This window comes from Paraburkholderia ferrariae NBRC 106233 (assembly GCF_000685035.1).
GTDB classification, from domain to species: domain Bacteria; phylum Pseudomonadota; class Gammaproteobacteria; order Burkholderiales; family Burkholderiaceae; genus Paraburkholderia; species Paraburkholderia ferrariae.
In genome coordinates this window covers 34,385-52,206 of record NZ_BAYB01000046.1, presented here as the reverse complement: position 1 = coordinate 52,206, position 17,822 = coordinate 34,385, and the positions used below count along the sequence as shown (strand labels likewise).

General features: G+C 66.9%; 14 protein-coding genes and 1 pseudogene. 4 read left to right on the top strand and 11 right to left on the bottom strand.

Annotated elements, in window-relative coordinates; genetic code table 11:
• The 5 genes and pseudogenes from BFE01S_RS45395 to BFE01S_RS33175 form a co-directional block, all read right to left on the bottom strand.
• A pseudogene (locus BFE01S_RS45395) lies at positions 1 to 246 on the bottom strand (OmpW family protein); the annotation flags it as partial.
• Between the two features lie 83 nt (positions 247 to 329).
• Positions 330 to 1,520: an NAD(P)H-dependent flavin oxidoreductase gene (locus BFE01S_RS33190; protein WP_028229201.1), complete on the bottom strand. Its 1,191-nt coding sequence runs from the start codon at positions 1,518 to 1,520 to the stop codon at positions 330 to 332.
• Positions 1,521 to 1,686: 166 nt separating this feature from the next.
• Positions 1,687 to 3,120: an aldehyde dehydrogenase family protein gene (locus BFE01S_RS33185; RefSeq protein WP_028229200.1), complete on the bottom strand. Its 1,434-nt coding sequence runs from the start codon at positions 3,118 to 3,120 to the stop codon at positions 1,687 to 1,689.
• Positions 3,121 to 3,374: 254 nt separating this feature from the next.
• Complete coding sequence (locus BFE01S_RS33180) at positions 3,375 to 4,967, bottom strand: ABC-F family ATPase (RefSeq protein WP_028229199.1); 1,593 nt, start codon at positions 4,965 to 4,967, stop codon at positions 3,375 to 3,377.
• 201 nt (positions 4,968 to 5,168) lie between these two features.
• The gene (locus tag BFE01S_RS33175; protein ID WP_084170349.1) at positions 5,169 to 6,080 is read right to left on the bottom strand and encodes an NAD(P)-dependent oxidoreductase; all 912 of its coding nucleotides are present in this window, start codon (positions 6,078 to 6,080) and stop codon (positions 5,169 to 5,171) included.
• Between the two features lie 199 nt (positions 6,081 to 6,279).
• Here BFE01S_RS33175 and BFE01S_RS33170 point away from each other — a divergent pair, with 199 nt between their 5' ends.
• Positions 6,280 to 6,489, top strand: coding sequence for a dodecin (locus BFE01S_RS33170; RefSeq protein ID WP_028229197.1), 210 nt, complete (start codon positions 6,280 to 6,282; stop codon positions 6,487 to 6,489).
• 153 nt (positions 6,490 to 6,642) lie between these two features.
• Here BFE01S_RS33170 and BFE01S_RS33165 read toward each other — a convergent pair whose 3' ends face one another.
• From BFE01S_RS33165 to BFE01S_RS41200, 4 genes are all read right to left on the bottom strand, one after another.
• Entirely contained in the window at positions 6,643 to 7,728 is a 1,086-nt protein-coding gene (locus BFE01S_RS33165) for a BMP family ABC transporter substrate-binding protein (protein ID WP_028229196.1), read from the bottom strand.
• A gap of 112 nt (positions 7,729 to 7,840) precedes the next feature.
• Positions 7,841 to 8,770 carry an ABC transporter permease gene (locus BFE01S_RS33160; protein WP_028229195.1) on the bottom strand — a complete coding sequence of 310 codons (930 nt, stop codon included), beginning with the start codon at positions 8,768 to 8,770 and terminating at the stop codon, positions 7,841 to 7,843.
• Between the two features lie 23 nt (positions 8,771 to 8,793).
• Positions 8,794 to 9,900, bottom strand: a complete 1,107-nt coding sequence (locus BFE01S_RS33155) for an ABC transporter permease (protein WP_028229194.1) — start codon at positions 9,898 to 9,900, stop codon at positions 8,794 to 8,796.
• 97 nt (positions 9,901 to 9,997) lie between these two features.
• Positions 9,998 to 11,620, bottom strand: coding sequence for an ABC transporter ATP-binding protein (locus BFE01S_RS41200; RefSeq protein WP_042339485.1), 1,623 nt, complete (start codon positions 11,618 to 11,620; stop codon positions 9,998 to 10,000).
• 265 nt (positions 11,621 to 11,885) lie between these two features.
• Between BFE01S_RS41200 and BFE01S_RS33145 the strand changes: the two genes are divergently transcribed.
• Positions 11,886 to 12,818, top strand: coding sequence for a LysR substrate-binding domain-containing protein (locus BFE01S_RS33145; protein ID WP_028229193.1), 933 nt, complete (start codon positions 11,886 to 11,888; stop codon positions 12,816 to 12,818).
• A gap of 102 nt (positions 12,819 to 12,920) precedes the next feature.
• On the opposite strand, the gene BFE01S_RS33140 is transcribed toward BFE01S_RS33145, so the two are convergent.
• Positions 12,921 to 14,306 (bottom strand): 8-oxoguanine deaminase, encoded by a 1,386-nt coding sequence (locus BFE01S_RS33140; protein ID WP_028229192.1) that lies wholly within the window; start codon positions 14,304 to 14,306, stop codon positions 12,921 to 12,923.
• Between the two features lie 598 nt (positions 14,307 to 14,904).
• Between BFE01S_RS33140 and uraH the strand changes: the two genes are divergently transcribed.
• Positions 14,905 to 15,258, top strand: a complete 354-nt coding sequence (uraH, locus tag BFE01S_RS33135; RefSeq protein ID WP_028229191.1) for a hydroxyisourate hydrolase — start codon at positions 14,905 to 14,907, stop codon at positions 15,256 to 15,258.
• A gap of 170 nt (positions 15,259 to 15,428) precedes the next feature.
• Positions 15,429 to 16,622, top strand: coding sequence for a urate hydroxylase PuuD (locus tag BFE01S_RS33130; RefSeq protein ID WP_028229190.1), 1,194 nt, complete (start codon positions 15,429 to 15,431; stop codon positions 16,620 to 16,622).
• 669 nt (positions 16,623 to 17,291) lie between these two features.
• On the opposite strand, the gene BFE01S_RS33120 is transcribed toward BFE01S_RS33130, so the two are convergent.
• Positions 17,292 to 17,816, bottom strand: a complete 525-nt coding sequence (locus BFE01S_RS33120) for an ureidoglycolate lyase (RefSeq protein WP_028229188.1) — start codon at positions 17,814 to 17,816, stop codon at positions 17,292 to 17,294.
• Positions 17,817 to 17,822 lie beyond the last annotated feature (6 nt).

Below are 17,822 nucleotides of genomic sequence, written 5' to 3'. Positions count from 1 at the left end.
ATAGGTGAAGTCGAGCTCCGGCACGATGGTGTTGTTGACGCCGGCGTTGAGCACGTTGAGCGTGCCGTTCGAACTGACCTGCGGCATGATGCTGATCGCGCGCAGCCGCACGAGCCAGTCGCCCGCGTAAATGCCCGTGTCGGGCGTGACCGAGGGTGCGCCGGCAGCGCTCGCCGGCGCCGCCGCGAAGGCGGCACCGAGCCCGAAGGCGGTGGCCGCCGCAATAGTCTTGATCTTGCGAAGCATGTCGGTATCCCCGTTTTTGTTGCGTCTCATTAGTAAGACTGAGTAATTATCGGGATGGGGATAACTCGCAGCGTTGACGGCGATCAAGCCAGCGCAAACGCCGCCCGGTGTGCGACCGCCGGTCGCGCAACACCGGTCAAAAGCAGCTCCAGCAGGTCTCTCACGCTGCGGATGGCGTTGCCAAATGGCAACGCTTCGCGGCCGCGGAAGAAGAGCCCGTTCGCCACGTCGCCGCGCAACGCCGCAGCAAGACGCGTGTCGATGCAGAAGTGGCCGAACTTCTCGATGCCGTCGCGCAGGCCGCACATCGAAAGACATTCGAGCCCGGTGGGGCACGGCAGCTTGAGCGAGCCGATCTTCGCGCGCACGCGCGACTCGTTGCGCAGATAGCGTTCGAGCCACGGGGTCTTGACCGCGCGCGCGGGCAACCCCGTCACGCTCACGAATTCGACGATGTCCTCGGGTCTCGCGTCCGCGAGAACGCGCTTGAAGTCGGGGTGCGCGTCGCCCTCTTCCGTGACGGCGAACGGCGTGCCCACCTGCACGGCATCGGCACCGGCATCGAGCCACTGACGCACGGCTTCGTGGCTGTTGATGCCGCCCGCCACGATCAGCGGAACATCGGCGCGGGCGAGGCCCAGCGACGCGTAAATGCCCTTCAGTTCTTCGAGCACCAGCTTGAACGAAAAACGCTCGCTGCCCATGTCCGCGATGTCGGTCACGCCCAGGTGGCCGCCCGCATAGGCGGGATGCTCGATCACGATGGCATCGGGCAGGCGCCCCTTCTTCATCCACTTCTTGAGCACGAGGGCAACCCCGCGCGCGTCCGAGAGAATCGGGATCAGCGCGATGTCCACGCCCTGCGTGAGATCGGGCAGATCGAGCGGCAGGCCCGCGCCCATCACGATTGCGTCGGCGCCATGCTCGCAGGCCGCGCGCACGTAATCGGCATGCGCGCTGACCGCCTTCATGACGTTGACCGCAATCATGCCGTTCCCGCCGCCCAGCTTGCGCGCCGCCGCGATCTCGCGGCCCAGCGCGACGAGGTTCACGCGCTCCAGCGTTTCGCGGCCGGGATGACTGCGGCATTCGGCGAGCAGATCGGCGTGATGGTGACGCAGGTCGATGCTGGCGATGGTGCCGAGCGCCCCCTCCCGGGCGACGCTGCCCGCAAGGCGATGCGCCGAGATGCCGACGCCCATGCCGCCCTGCACGATGGGCAGGAGCCGGCGGCCTCGAATCACAAGTGGCGCGAACGGATGATCAGGAAACATGGTGAGCCGCGTGGTCGTTGAGAAAACAACCATGGTCGCGCGCCCCCCGAGGAGGGCCTTGTCCTATATCAATAAAAAATGCGGACGCCCGCCAAGGCCATCCGCATTCATGATGTCGATCAACACGGCGCGCGATCCGGTTAGCCCCGCCGTGCGCGATAGTGACTCAGGCCTTCGGCGGCTTGAACTGCATCGACTTGTACTCGAGGTACTCTTCGAGCCCGTAGGTGCCGTTTTCGCGGCCATGGCCCGACTGTTTGAAGCCGCCGAACGGCGCCGCCATGTTCCACGTGCCGCCGTTGATATCGACCTGGCCCGTGCGGATGCGGCGCGCCACGCGCATCGCCCGCTCGTCGCTGCCGGCCCAGACGGCGCCGCCCAGCCCGTAGAGCGAATCGTTGGCGATGGCCACCGCGTCGTCTTCGTCCTTCGCCGTGATGATCGAGAGCACCGGCCCGAAGATTTCTTCCTGCGCGATGGCCGCATCGCGCGGCACGCGGCCGAACACGGTCGGCTTCACGAAGAAGCCCTTCTCCACGCCTTCGGGCAGGCCGGTGCCGCCCGTCACGAGTTCGGCGCCATCGGCAATGCCGCGCTCGATGTACTGCTGCACGCGCTGCTGCTGCACGGCCGAGGCGAGCGGGCCAAGCTTCGCTTTCTCGTCGCGCGGATCGCCCACCGTGTAAGCCTCGGCGGCCTCCTTCGCGAGCGCGCGCGCTTCCTCGTAGCGCGACTCCGGCACGATCATGCGCGTATGCGCCGAGCAGGTCTGCCCCGAGTTCAGGAAGCATGCACCCACGGTGCCCTTCACGGCGGCCGCGAAGTCGGCGTCGTCGAGCACCACCGAGGCCGACTTGCCGCCCAGCTCCAGCGCCACGCGCTTGACCGTCGCAGCGGCCACCTCGGAAACACGCTTGCCCGCGCGCGTCGAACCCGTGAACGAGACCATATCGACCTCGGGATGGCGCGCCATGAGCTCGCCCACCACCGGTCCATAGCCGCTCACGAGGTTGAACACGCCGGCGGGCAGGCCCGCTTCGTGAATCGCTTCGGCCAGCACGAACGCGTTGAGCGGCGCGATCTCGGAAGGCTTGAGCACGACGGTACAGCCGGCCGCGAGGGCCGCGGCGACCTTGAGCGTGATCTGGTTGAGCGGGTAATTCCACGGCGTGATCGCAGCGACCACGCCAACCGGCTCGCGCACGACGAGCGAGTTGCCCACGCGCTCCTCGTACGGGAATTCGCTCGCGAGCTTCGCATAGGCGCCCCAGTTGTACACGGGGCCGCCCACCTGAATGGCGCGCGCGAGCTTGAGCGGCATGCCCACTTCGCCGGCAATCAGTTGCGCGAGTTCGTCGGTGCGGGCCTTGAGGTTGTCGGCGATCTTCTGCAGGTAGGCGCCGCGTTCGGCCGCGGGCGTGGCGGCCCAGCGGTCGAAGGCCGCGCGCGCGGCGGCGATGGCCGCTTCGGCATCGGCTTCGTTGCCTTCGGGAATGCGGCCCATGACGGCCTCGGTGCCCGAATCGTAGACGTCGATCGTACCCTTGCGGGACGGCGCGACCCATTGGCCGTCGATGTAGAACTGCTCGTAGTGTTTCATGCGTGTTCCTCCGGTCTCATGCCAGGCGTCGTGCCGGGCCTCGTGTTTTGTGCCTCAGCGCGCGGCGCTGTCGGGATGCTGCATTCTAGCGTGGTTGACGCAAACGTAAGGGCGGCTGGCATGGGGCGAACGGGCTGTGCCTTATAGTCATGCCCAAACGCATGCAGTACCCCGACCAGGCGAGGCCGCCAAACAAAACGGGCGACGCTCTCGCGCCGCCCGCCTCTTTACATCGGTCCGCCCGAATCAGCGGCTCAATGCAGCCCCTGGCTCGCGAGGAAGTCCTCGTAATTGCCGCTGTAATCGTTGATCGTCCCGTCGGTCTTCACTTCGATGATGCGGTTCGCGAGACCGTTCACGAATTCGCGGTCGTGCGAAACGAAAATGAGCGTGCCTTCGAACTTCTCCAGCGCGATCTGCAGCGACTCGATCGACTCCATGTCCATGTGGTTGGTCGGCTCGTCCATCAGCAGCACGTTGTGGCGGCCCAGCATCAGCTTGCCCCAGATCATGCGGCCCTTCTCGCCGCCGGAGAGCACCTTCACCGACTTGCGGATGTCGTCGGCATTGAAGAGCAGACGGCCCAGCGTGCCGCGCACCGACTGCTCGTCGTCGCCTTCCTGGCGGTACTGGTCGATCCAGTCCATCAGCGTGACGTCGGCCGGGAACTCTTCGTACGTGTCCTGCGGCATGTAGCCGATGTTCGCGTTCTCGGCCCACTTCACCGAGCCGTTGTCGACGGCCAGGTTGCCGAGCAGCGAGCGCAGCAGCGTGGTCTTGCCCGCGCCGTTCTCGCCGATGATCGCGATACGCTCGCCCGGCTGCACGCTGATGCTGAACTTGTTGAAGATGCGACGTTCGTACGTCTTCGTGATCTCTTCCGCGACCACGACGATGTTGTGCAGCCTCTTCTCGAACTCGAAGCGGATGAACGGGTTCTGGCGCGACGAGGGCTTGAATTCCTCGATCTTGATCTTGTCGATCATCTTCAGGCGGCTGGTGGCCTGGCGCGCCTTCGACTTGTTCGCCGAGAAGCGGCGCACGAAGTCCTGCAGGTCGGCCACGCGCTCCTTCGCCTTGGCGTTCGCGGCGGCCTGGCGCTCGCGCGCCTGCGCCGAAGCGAGCATGTAGTCGTCGTAGTTGCCCGGGTAGACCTTCAGCGTGCCGTAATCCATGTCCGCCATGTGCGTGCAGACCTGGTTCAGGAAGTGCCGATCGTGGGAGATGATAATCATCGTCGAGTTGTACTCGTTCAGAATATCTTCGAGCCAGCGGATCGAGTTGATGTCGAGGTTGTTGGTCGGTTCGTCGAGCAGCAGGACGTCGGGCTTCGAGAACAGCGCCTGCGCGAGCAGCACGCGCAGCTTCCAGCCCGGCGCCACGGCGCTCATCGGCCCCTGATGGAATTCGGTGCCGATGCCGATGCCGAGCAGCAGTTCGCCCGCGCGCGCCTCGGCCGTGTAGCCGTCGTATTCCGCGAACTTCGTTTCGAGGTCGGCGGCCTTCATGTAGTCGTCGTCGGTGGCCTCGGGGTTCGCGTAGATCGCGTCGCGCTCGGTCATCGCGGCCCACATTTCCGTGTGGCCCATCATGACCACGTCGAGCACGCGCACGTCTTCATAGGCGAACTGGTCCTGGCGCAGCTTGCCCAGACGCACGTTCGGTTCGAGGATCACGTTGCCCGACGACTGTTCGAGGTCGCCGCCCAGGATCTTCATGAAGGTGGACTTGCCGCAACCGTTCGCGCCGATCAGGCCATAGCGGTTGCCTTCGCCGAATTTGACCGAGATGTTCTCGAACAAGGGCTTCGGCCCGAATTGCATGGTGATGTTGGCGGTAGAGAGCACAGCGCGTCCCGGAAAATGGATCGGAGAAAAACCTGTAATTTTATCAGGTTATGTCAGTTCGCGGGCGAGCGCCAGACGATGGCGGAGCGGGCCGGCGGGGGCGACTGGGGACGGATCGCGGGGTTTCGGCAGGCTCCGGGCCGAGGCGATCCAGCCCGGCGCGCCCGGACTCCGGCGCCGGGGCGCTAAGGTTCCGAGGCGCTAAGACTGGCCGGCTCGTGCCGTCTGCAATACGTCGATGAACCCCGAAAGATCGGCCTGCGCGAGCCCCATTGCCGCGCCGAGCCGCAAAAGCTGCTGCACGGCGCCCGAGACCGGCATGGGCGTGCCGGTCTGCTGCGCCGCGGCCGCGACCGTATCGACGTCTTTCTGGAAGGTCTTGAGCGCACCGATGGGTGCCAGTCCGTCCTGCGTCATGCGGGGCACGAAAGTGCGCAGCAGGACCGAATCGGCCCAGCCGCCGGCCAGTGCCTCGGGCAGCTTCGCGGCGTCGATGCCGCTGCGGCGCGCGAGACTCACCGCCTCGGCGATGGCGGCGACCGTCGCCGTGACGATCGCCTGATTGCACAGCTTCGTGGTCTGGCCCGCGCCCACGGCGCCCATGTGCGTGACGCGCGCGGCGTAGGCCGAGAGGATCGGCGTGACGGCGGCCACGTCCGTGTCGGCGCCGCCCGCCATGATCGCGAGCGTGCCCGCCTGCGCGCCGCCCACGCCGCCCGACACCGGTGCATCGACCCAGCCGACGCCGTACGCCGCCGCCATTTCGGCCAGCGCGCGCGTGGCGTCGGGCGGAATGCTCGAATGATCGACGATGCAGCGCACGCGCGGCGGCCGGGCGGCTGGGGTGGCCGGCGCGCCGAGCAGTCCCTCCTCGCCGAACACCACGGACTCCACCACCGCCGCGTCGGCCACGCACAGCAGCACGATGTCGGCGCCCTGCGCCAGTTCGCGCGGCGTAGCCGCGACCTGCGCGCCGTCGGCGACCAGCGCCTCGGCCTTCGCGCGCGTGCGGTTCCACACGCGCACCGCGTGGCCGGCGTGCAGCAGATGGCGGATCATCGGGCCGCCCATCAGCCCCGGTCCGCAAAATCCCAACTCCTGGCCTGGTGTCATTCGTCGTCTCCATAGCGCGCTAGCGCTGACTGATGCGCCTCGTGCGGCGCGGTTGTCCTGCGGCTGTCCTGGCGCCGCCGCACAGGCGGCAGGGAGCGCCATGATACCGGCCCGCGATTGCCTATACTCGACTGATGCAGATATTAAGGCCCCGCTAATCCGCCGAATCCCCGCACGCCCATCGAGAGGAGACGCTGTCATGAGCGACCACGTGTACAAGCAGATCGAACTCACCGGATCGTCCACGATATCGAGCGACGACGCCATCCGCGGCGCCATCGCGCGCGCCTCGAAAACGCTGCGGCACCTGCACTGGTTCGAAGTGACCGAAACGCGCGGCCTGATCGAGGACGACCAGATCACGCGCTGGCAGGTGACGATCAAGGTGGGTCTGCGCATCGACGAGTAAGCGGACGCTCGCGCGCAGGACGGTTCTGCCGTCCTCGACCTGCCGCTACCGAAGCCGCGAAACGCAAACGGCCGCGCGGGCCCGAAGGCTTCCGCGCGGCCGCTGGCTGCGCGCCGCCTTCAAGGCCGGCGGCGCGCGTGAGCGCTCGCGTGCTTACTTCGGCAGCGAGCCGTCCACGCCTTCCACGTACCAGTTCAGGCGCTGCAGTTCCGGATCGGTCAGCGTCTTGCCGGCCGGCACCTTCACGGCGCCCGTCTGATCCTTGATCGGGCCCGTGAAGACATCCCACTTGCCGCTCGCGATGGCCTCGCGCTTCGCGGAGACGGCCTTCACCGCGTCGGCGGGCAGCTCGGACGTGTTCACGTCGCCCAGATCGACGGCCTTCTGCGGGATGCCCCACCACACCGGATCGTTCTTCCACTTGCCGTCCAGCACCTGCTGGATCGCGGCAATGTAGTACACGCCCCAGTTCGCCTCGACCGAGCCCAGATGCGCATGCGGGCCGAACTTCTGCATGTTCGAATCCCAGCCGAACGCGTGCACGTGCTTCTCTTCGGCCGTCGCGAGCGTCGCGCTCGAGTCGGTGTTCTGCAGCAGCACGTCGGCGCCCTGCCCGATCAGCGTTTCGGCCGCCTGCTTTTCCTTGCCCGGATCGAACCAGCTATTGATCCAGATGACCTTCGTGTGGACCTTCGGATTCACCGAGCGCGCGCCGAGCGTGTACGCGTTGATGTTGCGCACCACCTCGGGGATCGGCACCGAAGCCACGAAGCCGAGCGTGTTGGTCTTCGTCGCATAGCCCGCCGCGACCCCCGCGAGATACGCGCCCTGGTACATGCGCACGTCATAGGTGCCGAAGTTCGGCGCCTTCTTGTAGCCCGTTGCGTGCAGGAACACCGTATCCGGGAAGTCCTTCGCGACCTTCAGTTCGAAGTCCTGGTAGCCGAAGCTGGAACCGAAGATGATCTTGTTGCCCTTGCTCGCCAGATCGCGGAACACGCGTTCGGAGTCGGCCGATTCGGGCACGTTCTCGATGCGCGTGATCTTGATCTTGTCGCCGAACTTCGCCTCGGCCATCTTGGAGCCCTGATCGTGCGCGTAGGTCCAGCCGGCGTCGCCCGGGTTGCCGAGATAGACGAACGCGACACCCGGCACGTCGGCGGCCTGGGCCGGCGCGGCGAGCGCAGCCGTGGCGCACGCGGCGGCAACGGCGAAGGCGGTCAGGATGGTTTTTTGCATCGTGGATCTCCTGTCGTGATTGGGAATGGTGCGATTCTGGTTCTTCAACAGCGCTTCAGCGTTCGGGCGGTTCGGCGGTGTCCCCGCAGCGCCGCCCTGGTCGGTCGGGTTTCTACGCGGCTCCCAGGAACGGCTTGCCGAGCGAGGCCGGCGCGTTCAGGCGGATCGTGTTCGGGTTGCGCGAGATCAGCACGAGCACAACCACCGTGGCGACATACGGCAGCATGGCGAGGAACTGCGTCGGTACCGGCACGCCCACGGCCTGCGCGTAGAACTGCAGGCCCGTGACCGCGCCGAACAGCAGCGCGCCGATCAGGAGCCGCCCGGGCCGCCACGTCGCGAACACCACGAGCGCAAGCGCGATCCAGCCGCGCCCGGCCGTGATCTGCTCCTGCCAGAGATGCAGTTGCACGATCGAGTAGTAAGCGCCGGCCAGCCCCGACATCGCGCCGCCGAAGAGCGTCGCGCCGTAGCGCACGCCGATCACCGGAAACCCCACCGAGTGCGCCACCTGCGGCGACTCGCCCACCGAGCGCAGCACGAGCCCGGCGCGCGTGCGGTAAAGAAACCAGCCGACCACGGCGAACATCACGAAGGCGAGGTAATCGACGGGCGTGTTGTTGAAGAGCGCCGGCCCGAGCACGGGCAATTGCGAGAGCCCCGGGATCGGCCAGGCCGCGATGGTGGCCGAGGTGGCAGCCGAGGTATACGGCTTGCCCACGTACGCGGAGAGCCCCACGCCGAAGATCGTGAGCGAAAGGCCGGTGGCGACCTGGTTGGCGAGCAGGGTGAGCGTGAGGAAGCCGAACAGCAGCGCCATCGCCATGCCGGCCGCGATCCCCGCGACGAGGCCGAGCCACGGACTGCCCGTGAGGGTCGTCGCCGCGTAGCCGGTGACGGCGCCCATCAGCATCATTCCTTCCACGCCGAGATTGAGCACGCCCGACTTCTCGGTGACGAGTTCCCCCACGCCCGCGAACATGAGCGGGATGGCGGCGGTAACGGCGCTCGAGGCGAGCGAACCGGCTTGCTGGATATCCATGTCCGTTATGCCTGAATCAGAAGTCAGTGGCCCGCCGCAACGCCATGGCGGCGGCGCACGCGGTAATTCACGAAGAGGTCGGCGCCCAGCAGGCAGAACAGCAGCAGGCCCTGGAACACGCCCGACAAGGCCTGCGGCAGTTGCAGCGAGGTCTGCACCGCTTCGCCGCCCAGGTACAGAAGCGCCATCAGGAGGCTTGCGAGCACGATCCCGAACGGATGCAGCCGCCCCACGAACACGACGATGATCGCCGTGAAGCCGTAGCCCGGCGACCACGTGGCCTGGAGCTGGCCGATGGGGCCGGCGATCTCGCCCATGCCCGCGAGACCCGCGAGGCCGCCCGAGAGCAGCAGCGAGATCCAGATCGTCTTCTTCTCCGAAAAGCCCGCATAGCGCGCGGCGAGCGGCGCGAGCCCGCCCACGCTCATGCGGTAGCCCGCGAAGCTGCGGCGCATGAAGAGCCAGACGAGCGGAACGGCCGCGATCGTGAGAAAAATCGACGCGTTCAGGCGCGTGCCGCGCAGCCAGTGAATGTGCCAGTCGCCGCCGAAGGTCGGATAGAGCGCGTCGCCGCCGAACATTTCGGAGAGCGGAAAGTTCATGCCGTTCGGGTCGCGCCACGGGCCGCTCACGAGCCAGATCAGCAACTGCGTGGCGACGTAGGTGAGCATCAGGCTCGTGAGAATTTCGTTGGTGTTGAAGCGGCTCTTGAGCCACGCCGGAATCGCGGCCCAGGCCATGCCGCCCAGCACGCCCGCGAGCATCATCAGGAACAGGATCCACCAGCCCGTGGACTGGTCGAAGTAGATCGCCACGCCGCTCGCCGCAATGCCGCCCAGCACCATCTGCCCTTCCGCGCCGATGTTCCAGACGTTCGCGCGGTAGCCGGCCGCAAGGCCCAGCGCGATCAGGCACAGCGGCGAGGCCTTGAGCAGCAGCTCCGACCAGCCGTTGACGCTCGAAAGCGGCTCGACGAAGAACGCGTACATGGCCTGCACGGGGTCGCGCCCGACGAGGCCGAAGATCAGGAAGCCGATCGCGAGCGTGAGGAGCGCGGCGATCAGCGGCACGGCGATGCGCACCGTGCGGGACGGCGCCGTGCGGGCTTCGAGTCGATACGGAAAGATCATGGTGATAGCGGTCGGTGCGGGTATCGTTGTTCGGTGCTGCCGGTTCGTTGCGGCCTGCCGTGCGTCGGGTCTGTTGCGCCGCCGCGCCTGTCGTGCTTCACACGTGGGCCGCGGGACCGGGCGCCGCCGGCTCCGCGGGCGGCGCGCCGTCGCCGGCCTGCCCCGCGCGCTCGCCGAAGAGGCCCGCCATCCAGCGACCGATCTCCTCGGCGTTGGTCTCGCCGGTGAGGCGCGCGGGCGAGAGCCGCCCGCCCGCGAGCACCGCGATGCGGTCGCAGATGTCGAAGAGCTCTTCGAGTTCCTCGGAGATCACGAGAATCGCCACGCCGCGCGCCGACAGGTCGAGCAGTTGCTGCCGGATGAACGCCGCCGCGCCGACATCGACGCCCCACGTGGGCTGCGCGACCACGAGCACCTTGGGCGCCTGCAGGATCTCGCGTCCGACGATGAACTTCTGCAGGTTCCCGCCCGACAGGCTTTGCGCCAGCGCATCGGGGCCGCCGCAGCGCACGTCGAAGGCGCCGATGCAGCGCTCGGCGAAGGCGCGCATCGCGCCCGTCCTGAGCCACCCCGAGCGCACCATGCCCTCGCGATACGCGGTCAGCAGCGCATTCTCCGAGAGCGACATGGCCGGCACCGCACCGCGCCCGAGGCGCTCCTCGGGCACGAACGCGAAACCCAGCTTGCGCCGCGCGCCGGCAGACAGGCGCCCGGCAGCCTTGCCGCAGATCGTCACGGCGTCGGCGGCCGCGCCATGGCGCGTCAGCAGCGCCTCGCCGGAGAGCGCCGCGAGCAATTCGGCCTGGCCGTTGCCCGATACCCCCGCAATGCCGAGGATCTCGCCCGCATGCACGGCGAACGACACGTCGGAAAGCGAGGTGCCGAACGGATCGTCGCTCGGCATCGAGAGATGCTTCGCTTCGAGCAGCACGTCGCCCGGCGCATGGGTGCGGCGGGTGTAGTCGGGCAGTTCGTGGCCCACCATCAGGCGCGCGAGCGAAGCGTGCGTCTCGTCGCGCGGAATCACGTTGCCCGTCACCCTGCCGCCGCGCAGCACCGTGGCCGTGTCGCAGAGTTCCTGGATTTCGTCGAGCTTGTGGCTGATATAGAGAATGCTGCAGCCTTCGGCCGCCAACCGGCGCAGCGTGCCGAAAAGCTTGCGCACGGCCTGCGGCGTGAGCACCGAGGTGGGCTCGTCCATGATGAGCAGGCGCGGGTTCTGCAAGAGGCAGCGCACGATCTCCACGCGCTGGCGCTCGCCCACCGTGAGGCTATGCACGTGGCGCTGGGGATCGACGTCGAGACCGTACTGCGCGGACACTTCGCGGATGCGCCTCGCGAGCGTCTTGAGATCGAACGGCTCGTCGAGCGAGAGCGCGATGTTCTCGCCCACGGTCAGCGTTTCGAAGAGGGAGAAGTGCTGGAACACCATGCCGATGCCGAGCTTGCGCGCGGCCGCCGGGCTCGCGATCTCCACGCGCTGCCCCTCCCAGCGGATCTCGCCGGCGTCGGGCCGCACCGCGCCGTACACGATCTTCATGAGGGTGCTCTTGCCCGCGCCGTTCTCGCCGAGCAAGGCGTGGATCTCGCCGGGCAAGACCGTCAGCGTGACGTCGTCGTTCGCGCGCACGGCGGGATACTGCTTCGTGATGCCCGAGAGCGCAAGACGCGGCACGGCACTGCCCGCGCCCGTCGTCTGCCGTGTAGAAGATTCGCCCATGGAGGCTCCGCCCGTAGTACGTTATGGCTGATACGTGTTCTATGCCCGCGAAGCCGTTTCAGGCCCCGGCCCACCGCTGGGGCGCCACCGCGCGGGGTGACAATACCTGTTAGCCGCCCGGGAGTCGAGCCGACAAAAATCCCCGCAGACGGCGCGCCACGGGCCTTCTCGGGAAAGCCTCCCTTGACGGACCTTTTCATTCATATTAAAAACCATATACCCACAAAGCCCCACGATCAGCCAGAACATATAATCCGGAGAGTTCATGAGTCAGCAACGCGAGGCGATCGACACGTATTTATTGCGCGTCTTGCACACCCTCTTGATGGAGCGCAGCGTGACGCGCGCCGCCGTCAAGCTCAACCAGTCGCAGCCGGCCATCAGCGCGGCGCTGCGCCGCCTGCGCGATATCACCGGCGACCCGCTGCTCGTGCGCGGCAAGTCCGGCATGGTGCCCACCGAATACGGCCTGCGCCTGCTCGAACCGGTGCAGAACGCGCTGCGCGAGATCGAACGGATTCGCTTCCAGCAGCACAATTTCGACCCCGCGACCTCCATCCGCTGCTACCGGATCGGCTGCCCCGACTACCTGAACGTCCTGTTCGTGCCGACCGTGGTCGAGCGCTTTCGCCAGGCCGCGCCCAACGCGACGCTCGAGTTCCATTCGCTCGGCCCCGCCTTCGACTACGAGCTCGCGCTCGAGGAAGGCAAGCTGGACATCGTCATCGGCAACTGGCCCGAGCCGCCCGAGCAACTGCACCTCTCGAACCTGTTCGTCGACCAGATCGTCTGCCTGATGAGCAACACGCACCCGTTCGCCAAGCGCGGCGGGCTCACGCTCGACCAGTACCTGAACGCACCGCACCTCGCGCCCACGCCCTACTCGGTCGGCCAGCGCGGCGCCATCGACGTGCATCTCGCGCGCGAGCGCCTCAAGCGCCACGTGGTCGTCACGCTGCCCTACTTCAATCTCGCGCCCTACGTGCTCATCAAGTCGGACCTCGTCTTCACGACCACGCGCCTCTTCGCCGACCACTATGCGCGCTTCCTGCCGCTCACGGTCGTGCCCGCGCCGCTCGATTTTCCGCCGATGCAGTACTACCAGCTGTGGCATGAACGTTGTCATTACTCGGACGAAGTACGCTGGTTGCGCGGCCTCGTCGCCGAAGCGACCAGGACGCTGATCAACAAACCCTGACCGCCGTGCGTCACGGGCAACCGGGCGGCAACGCCCCGGTCGCTTTCTTCAGGCGCCTCTCACCTTGCGCCTGATGTTTTGCCGCCCGATCTGCGCCTCCTGCTAGCGCGCTGCCTGCACGAGCTGCCCCGCGAGGCGGTTATGCCGCTCGATGACCGGCCCGAGCTCCACCGTCTGCAGCACGCCCTCCTTCACCACGACCCGCCCGTCGATCACCGACAACGCGACCTGCGACGGCGCGCAGAACACGAGCGCCGCCACGGGATCGTGCAGGCCGCCCGCAAACGAAGGCTGGCGCAGATCGAATGCGACGAAGTCCGCCGCCATGCCCGGCGCGAGCGCGCCGATGTCGTCGCGGCCCAGCACCTGCGCGCCGCCGAGCGTCGCGATCTCCAGCGCCTCGCGCGCCGTCATGGCATCGGGGCCGAAGCCCACGCGCGCGAGCAGCATGGCCTGGCGCGCTTCGGCCACCATCTGCGCGCCGTCGTTCGACGCGGAGCCGTCCACGCCGAGACCCACCGGCACGCCGGCCAGACGCATCTTCTTGACGGGTGCGATGCCGGACGCAAGCCGCATGTTCGAGCACGGGCAATGCGCGACGCCCGTGCCGGTGCGCCCGAACAGGCCGATGCCGTGTTCGTCGAGCTGGACGCAGTGCGCATGCCAGACGTCGCGGCCCACCCAGCCCAGGTCTTCGGCGTATTCAGCGGGCGTCATGCCGAACTTCTCGCGGCTGTAGGCGATGTCGTTGACGTTCTCGGCCAGGTGCGTGTGCATCGAAACGCCGTAGTGCCGCGCGAGCGTCGCCGATTCGCGCATCAGGTCGCGGCTCACCGAGAACGGCGAACACGGCGCCACCACGACGCGCAGCATCGCGTAGCGGCCCTCGTCGTTATAGGTCTCGATGAGGCGCTGGGTGTCGGCCAGGATCGCGTCTTCGTTTTCGACCACCGAATCGGGCGGCAGGCCGCCGTCCTTCTGGCCCACGCTCATGCTGCCGCGCGCCGCATGAAAACGCATGCCGATCTGCTGCGCGGCGCGGATGCTGTCGTCGAGCCGGCTGCCGTTCGGATAGATGTACAGGTGGTCGCTCGACGTCGTGCAGCCCGAGAGCAGCAGCTCCGCCATGGCCGTGAGCGTCGAAACCTCGATCATCTCCGGCGTGAGATTCGCCCAGACCTTGTAGAGATTCGTGAGCCAGCCGAAGAGCTCGGCGTCCTGCGCGGCCGGCACGGCGCGCGTGAGGCTCTGGTACATGTGGTGGTGCGTGTTGACGAGACCGGGCATCACCAGGTGCCCGCTCAGGTCGAGCACTTCGTCGGCGGTGGCGGGCAGCTCGTCGGCCGTGCCCACGGCGACGATGCGGTTGCCCTCCACGTAGAGGCCGCCACCGCGGATCTCGCGGCGCGCGCCGTCCATCGTCACCAGCACATCGGCATTCTTGACCAGCAGCGTCCTGCCGCGGCCCTTCTCGAGTGTGCGTTGCATTGTCTGTTCGCTCCAAAATCGTGCCGCGGCGCAAGGTGGCTGCCGGCGGCGTGTGAATCAGACGCCCGTGCCGCACACGCCGGTCCGTCGGGATGCCCCGGTGCCGACGCGTCCATGGCATGGACGCCGCTGGCCCGGTTACCCGGCATGACCGCCGTCTTCGGGACGCGCAGCACGCGCTGCGCATGTCCGTTACCTTCCGCGGTCAAAATTACGCTGGCAATTCGTGCGCCTGCGATACCCGGATTCAGTGCGCTCATATAAAGGTCTAATTTTGGCGCCAGTAGGATGGGGAAAACCACCTTTCTGCGCGAAGGAACCAGGGCGAACCCGCCCCCGAAGGGGGCAAACACCCGCGAAAACCGGCTTGAAACGGCGCTGCGGCGCGGCCCTCATGCTGCGGGCATTATCTTTCCTATCGGTCGCCCGCTTGTGCCCCGATCGTTCTTAAAATGCGGTCACGGCGCTCGCTTCGATCCGCCGACGGGTATGTAGCCACTGCTGATGTGGAGCCTCGATCCGCCGCCATGCTTCATGGGATCGGGCTACCGCTGAAATTTCGCGCTTTTATCACAAGCAAGACACAAGGAAACTGCGAATGGGCAAGCTCACTACCCATGTGCTCGACACCGCCAACGGCCGTCCCGGCTCGGGCATCAAGGTCGAACTCTTTGCGCTCTCGGGCGACACGCGCCGTGCGCTGAAAACCGTCACGACGAACCACGACGGCCGCTGCGACGAGCCCCTGCTCGACGGCGCGGCGCTCGCCACGGGCGAGTACGAACTCGTGTTCCACGCGGGCGACTACTTCGCCTCGCTCGGCACGAAGGTGCCCGAGCCGCGCTTCGTCGATCGCGTGGTCCTGCGCTTCGGCATTGCGGATACGGCCGCTCACTACCACGTGCCGCTGCTGGTTTCGCCGTGGGCGTACAGCACGTACCGCGGCAGTTGAGCCCGGTCAACCGAACGAGGCCATACGGCCCGGCAGCACCCGCACACCAACAATAATTCCCGGACTTACCGGCCCGGCGGCGCTTTTCTTCTGACCAGCGCCGGCCCCCGCAGTCCGCGCGTCGCGCCCCGGCGCTCACGCGCGCAACGCATCAGGAGTGGAGGAGTTTCATGGAAGGCTTTATCACCGACTGGCTGAACCTCGCATTGCGCTGGTTCCACGTCATCGCAGCCATCGCCTGGATTGGCGAATCGTTCTATTTCGTCGCGCTCGACAACAGCCTCAAACCGCCTACGGACCCGAACCAGCGCCGCCGCGGCGTGTTCGGCGAACTGTGGCACGTGCACGGCGGCGGCTTCTACAACATGCAGAAGTACACCGTCGCGCCGCCCGAAATGCCCGAGGACCTGCACTGGTCGAAGTGGCCTTCGTACACCACGTGGCTCTCCGGCGCCTCGCTCTTCACGGTGCTCTATCTGTTCGCGCCGAACACCTACCTGATCGACAAGAGCGTGCTCGACATGGGCCCGGTCGTCGCGATCTTCTCGGCACTCGGCTTCCTCGCCGCGGGCTGGATCGTCTACGACTCGCTGTGCCGCCTGCTCGGCACGAACGACAAACTGCTCGGCGTGTGCGTGGGCCTGTACGTGGTCGCCGCCGCCTACCTCGCCTGCCACATCTTCTCGGGCCGCGCGGCCTATCTGATCATGGGCGCGATGCTGGCGACGATCATGTCGGCCAACGTGTTCTTCGTGATCATCCCCGGCCAGCGCAAGATGGTCGCTGCGATGCTCAAGGGCGAGGAGCCGAACCCGATCTACGGCAAGCGCGGCAAGCAGCGTTCGGTGCACAACACCTACTTCACGCTGCCGGTGGTGTTCGCGATGCTCTCGAACCACTACGCGATGACCTATGCGCACGCGTACAACTGGGCGATCCTCGTCGTGATCATGCTGGCCGGCGCGCTGATTCGCCAGTTCTTCGTGATGCGCCACCGCGGCCACGTGCTGTGGTATCTGCCGCTCGGCGGCGTGGCGCTGATGTTCGTCGCGCTCGTCTGGACGCTGCCGCGCCCGGTCGTGCCGCAGGCCGAAGCCGCGAACGCGCCGACGATCAAGGTGGGCGACATCCAGCCGATCCTGCAGGCCCGCTGCGCGGCATGCCACTCGGCGCACCCGACGCTCATGGGTGCGGCGCCGGCCGGCGTGATGGTCGATACGCCCGACGAGATCTCGCAGAACGCCCAGCGCATCTATCAGCAGGCGGTGCAGTTGAAGGCAATGCCGCTTGGCAACGTCACGCACATGACGGACGAAGAGCGGCAGAAGATTGCCGCCTGGTTCGACGGCGGTGCGAAGCAATAACGGCAAATGACTGCTTACGGTGCGCGACGGGCTTGTCGCGCGCTGCCTGAAGTCGTACTGGAAGCGGGTAGTGGAAAGTCGAAGGCCCGGGGCGCAATGTGCCCCGGGCTTTTTTCGTTGTGCGGACGCGGTTTGCGGCGGGCGCGGCGGGCGATTGTGGCGCGTCGCCTGGAAGGAAACGCGTTGTGGCGAGCGGCTCTCTCGCAGGCCGCTGAGTCGCGGGCGCCGATCGCGGCAAAACACGACATGATTAGACGGCGAACGACGCTGCCCCGCAAACACGAATCTTCTCGGCCGGTTCGACGCTGTTCCGATCGTCAGTTTCCAGCCGTCCGACCAGCCAGGCAGGACAGAGAATGATGGCTCGCGTCACCGACCTGCCGGGCCGAATCGAGCTTCTTGTCACCACGCGCCCGACGATGCGAGCCTCGAAGCGACCGGCCCGCATACGATGGACTTCGCCCGGCTCACGGCGCGCGCCCGGCAAGGCACGGTGGAAGACGTCGCCATGGCCAATCGACTCGCCCATTTCCAGCAATGAGCGGCGGCCCGCTCAAAGCAAAAAGCCACGACCTGGGTCGTGGCTTCGATTGTGACTCGATAACAGCTCGGATAACCGCTCAGATAACCGCTCGGATAACAGCACAAGCCAGCCTGGCCGCGAAGCGCTTACCCCTGCGCCGCGCGCATCGCCTCTTCGGTCAGCCAGAGCGATTCGGGCAGATCCTGCTCGTTGAGATTGAGCCCCTCGCCGCCGCGATCGACGACGATGAAATCGCTCACCTCGTCGAGCGCGATCAGCGGATGGTGCCAGACGCCCTTCGCGTAATTCACGCCCTGCCAGCCCTGCGAAACGAAGGCGCGGATCTTCGTGACGTCCAGATCGCCCGCCGGCGCCACGACCACCAGATAAGGCCGGTCGTTGAGCGGCACGAACGCCTGGCTGCCGAGCGGATGGCGCTCGAGCATCTTCACCTCGAACGGCAGCACGCGCGGCTGCCCGCGGAACAGATTGACGAGCGTGCGCCCGCTCTCGTCGGTCACGTCCACTTTCGCGAGATCGTGATAGCGGATCGTCGTGCCGAGGTTGATCGGAATCTGCTTCGCCCCTTCGAGCTCGATCACGTCGCCGAACGGCGCGAACGCCTCGCGCGTGAGCGGCTCGACGACGAGCGTGGCCCTGGTATCGCTCATGATGGC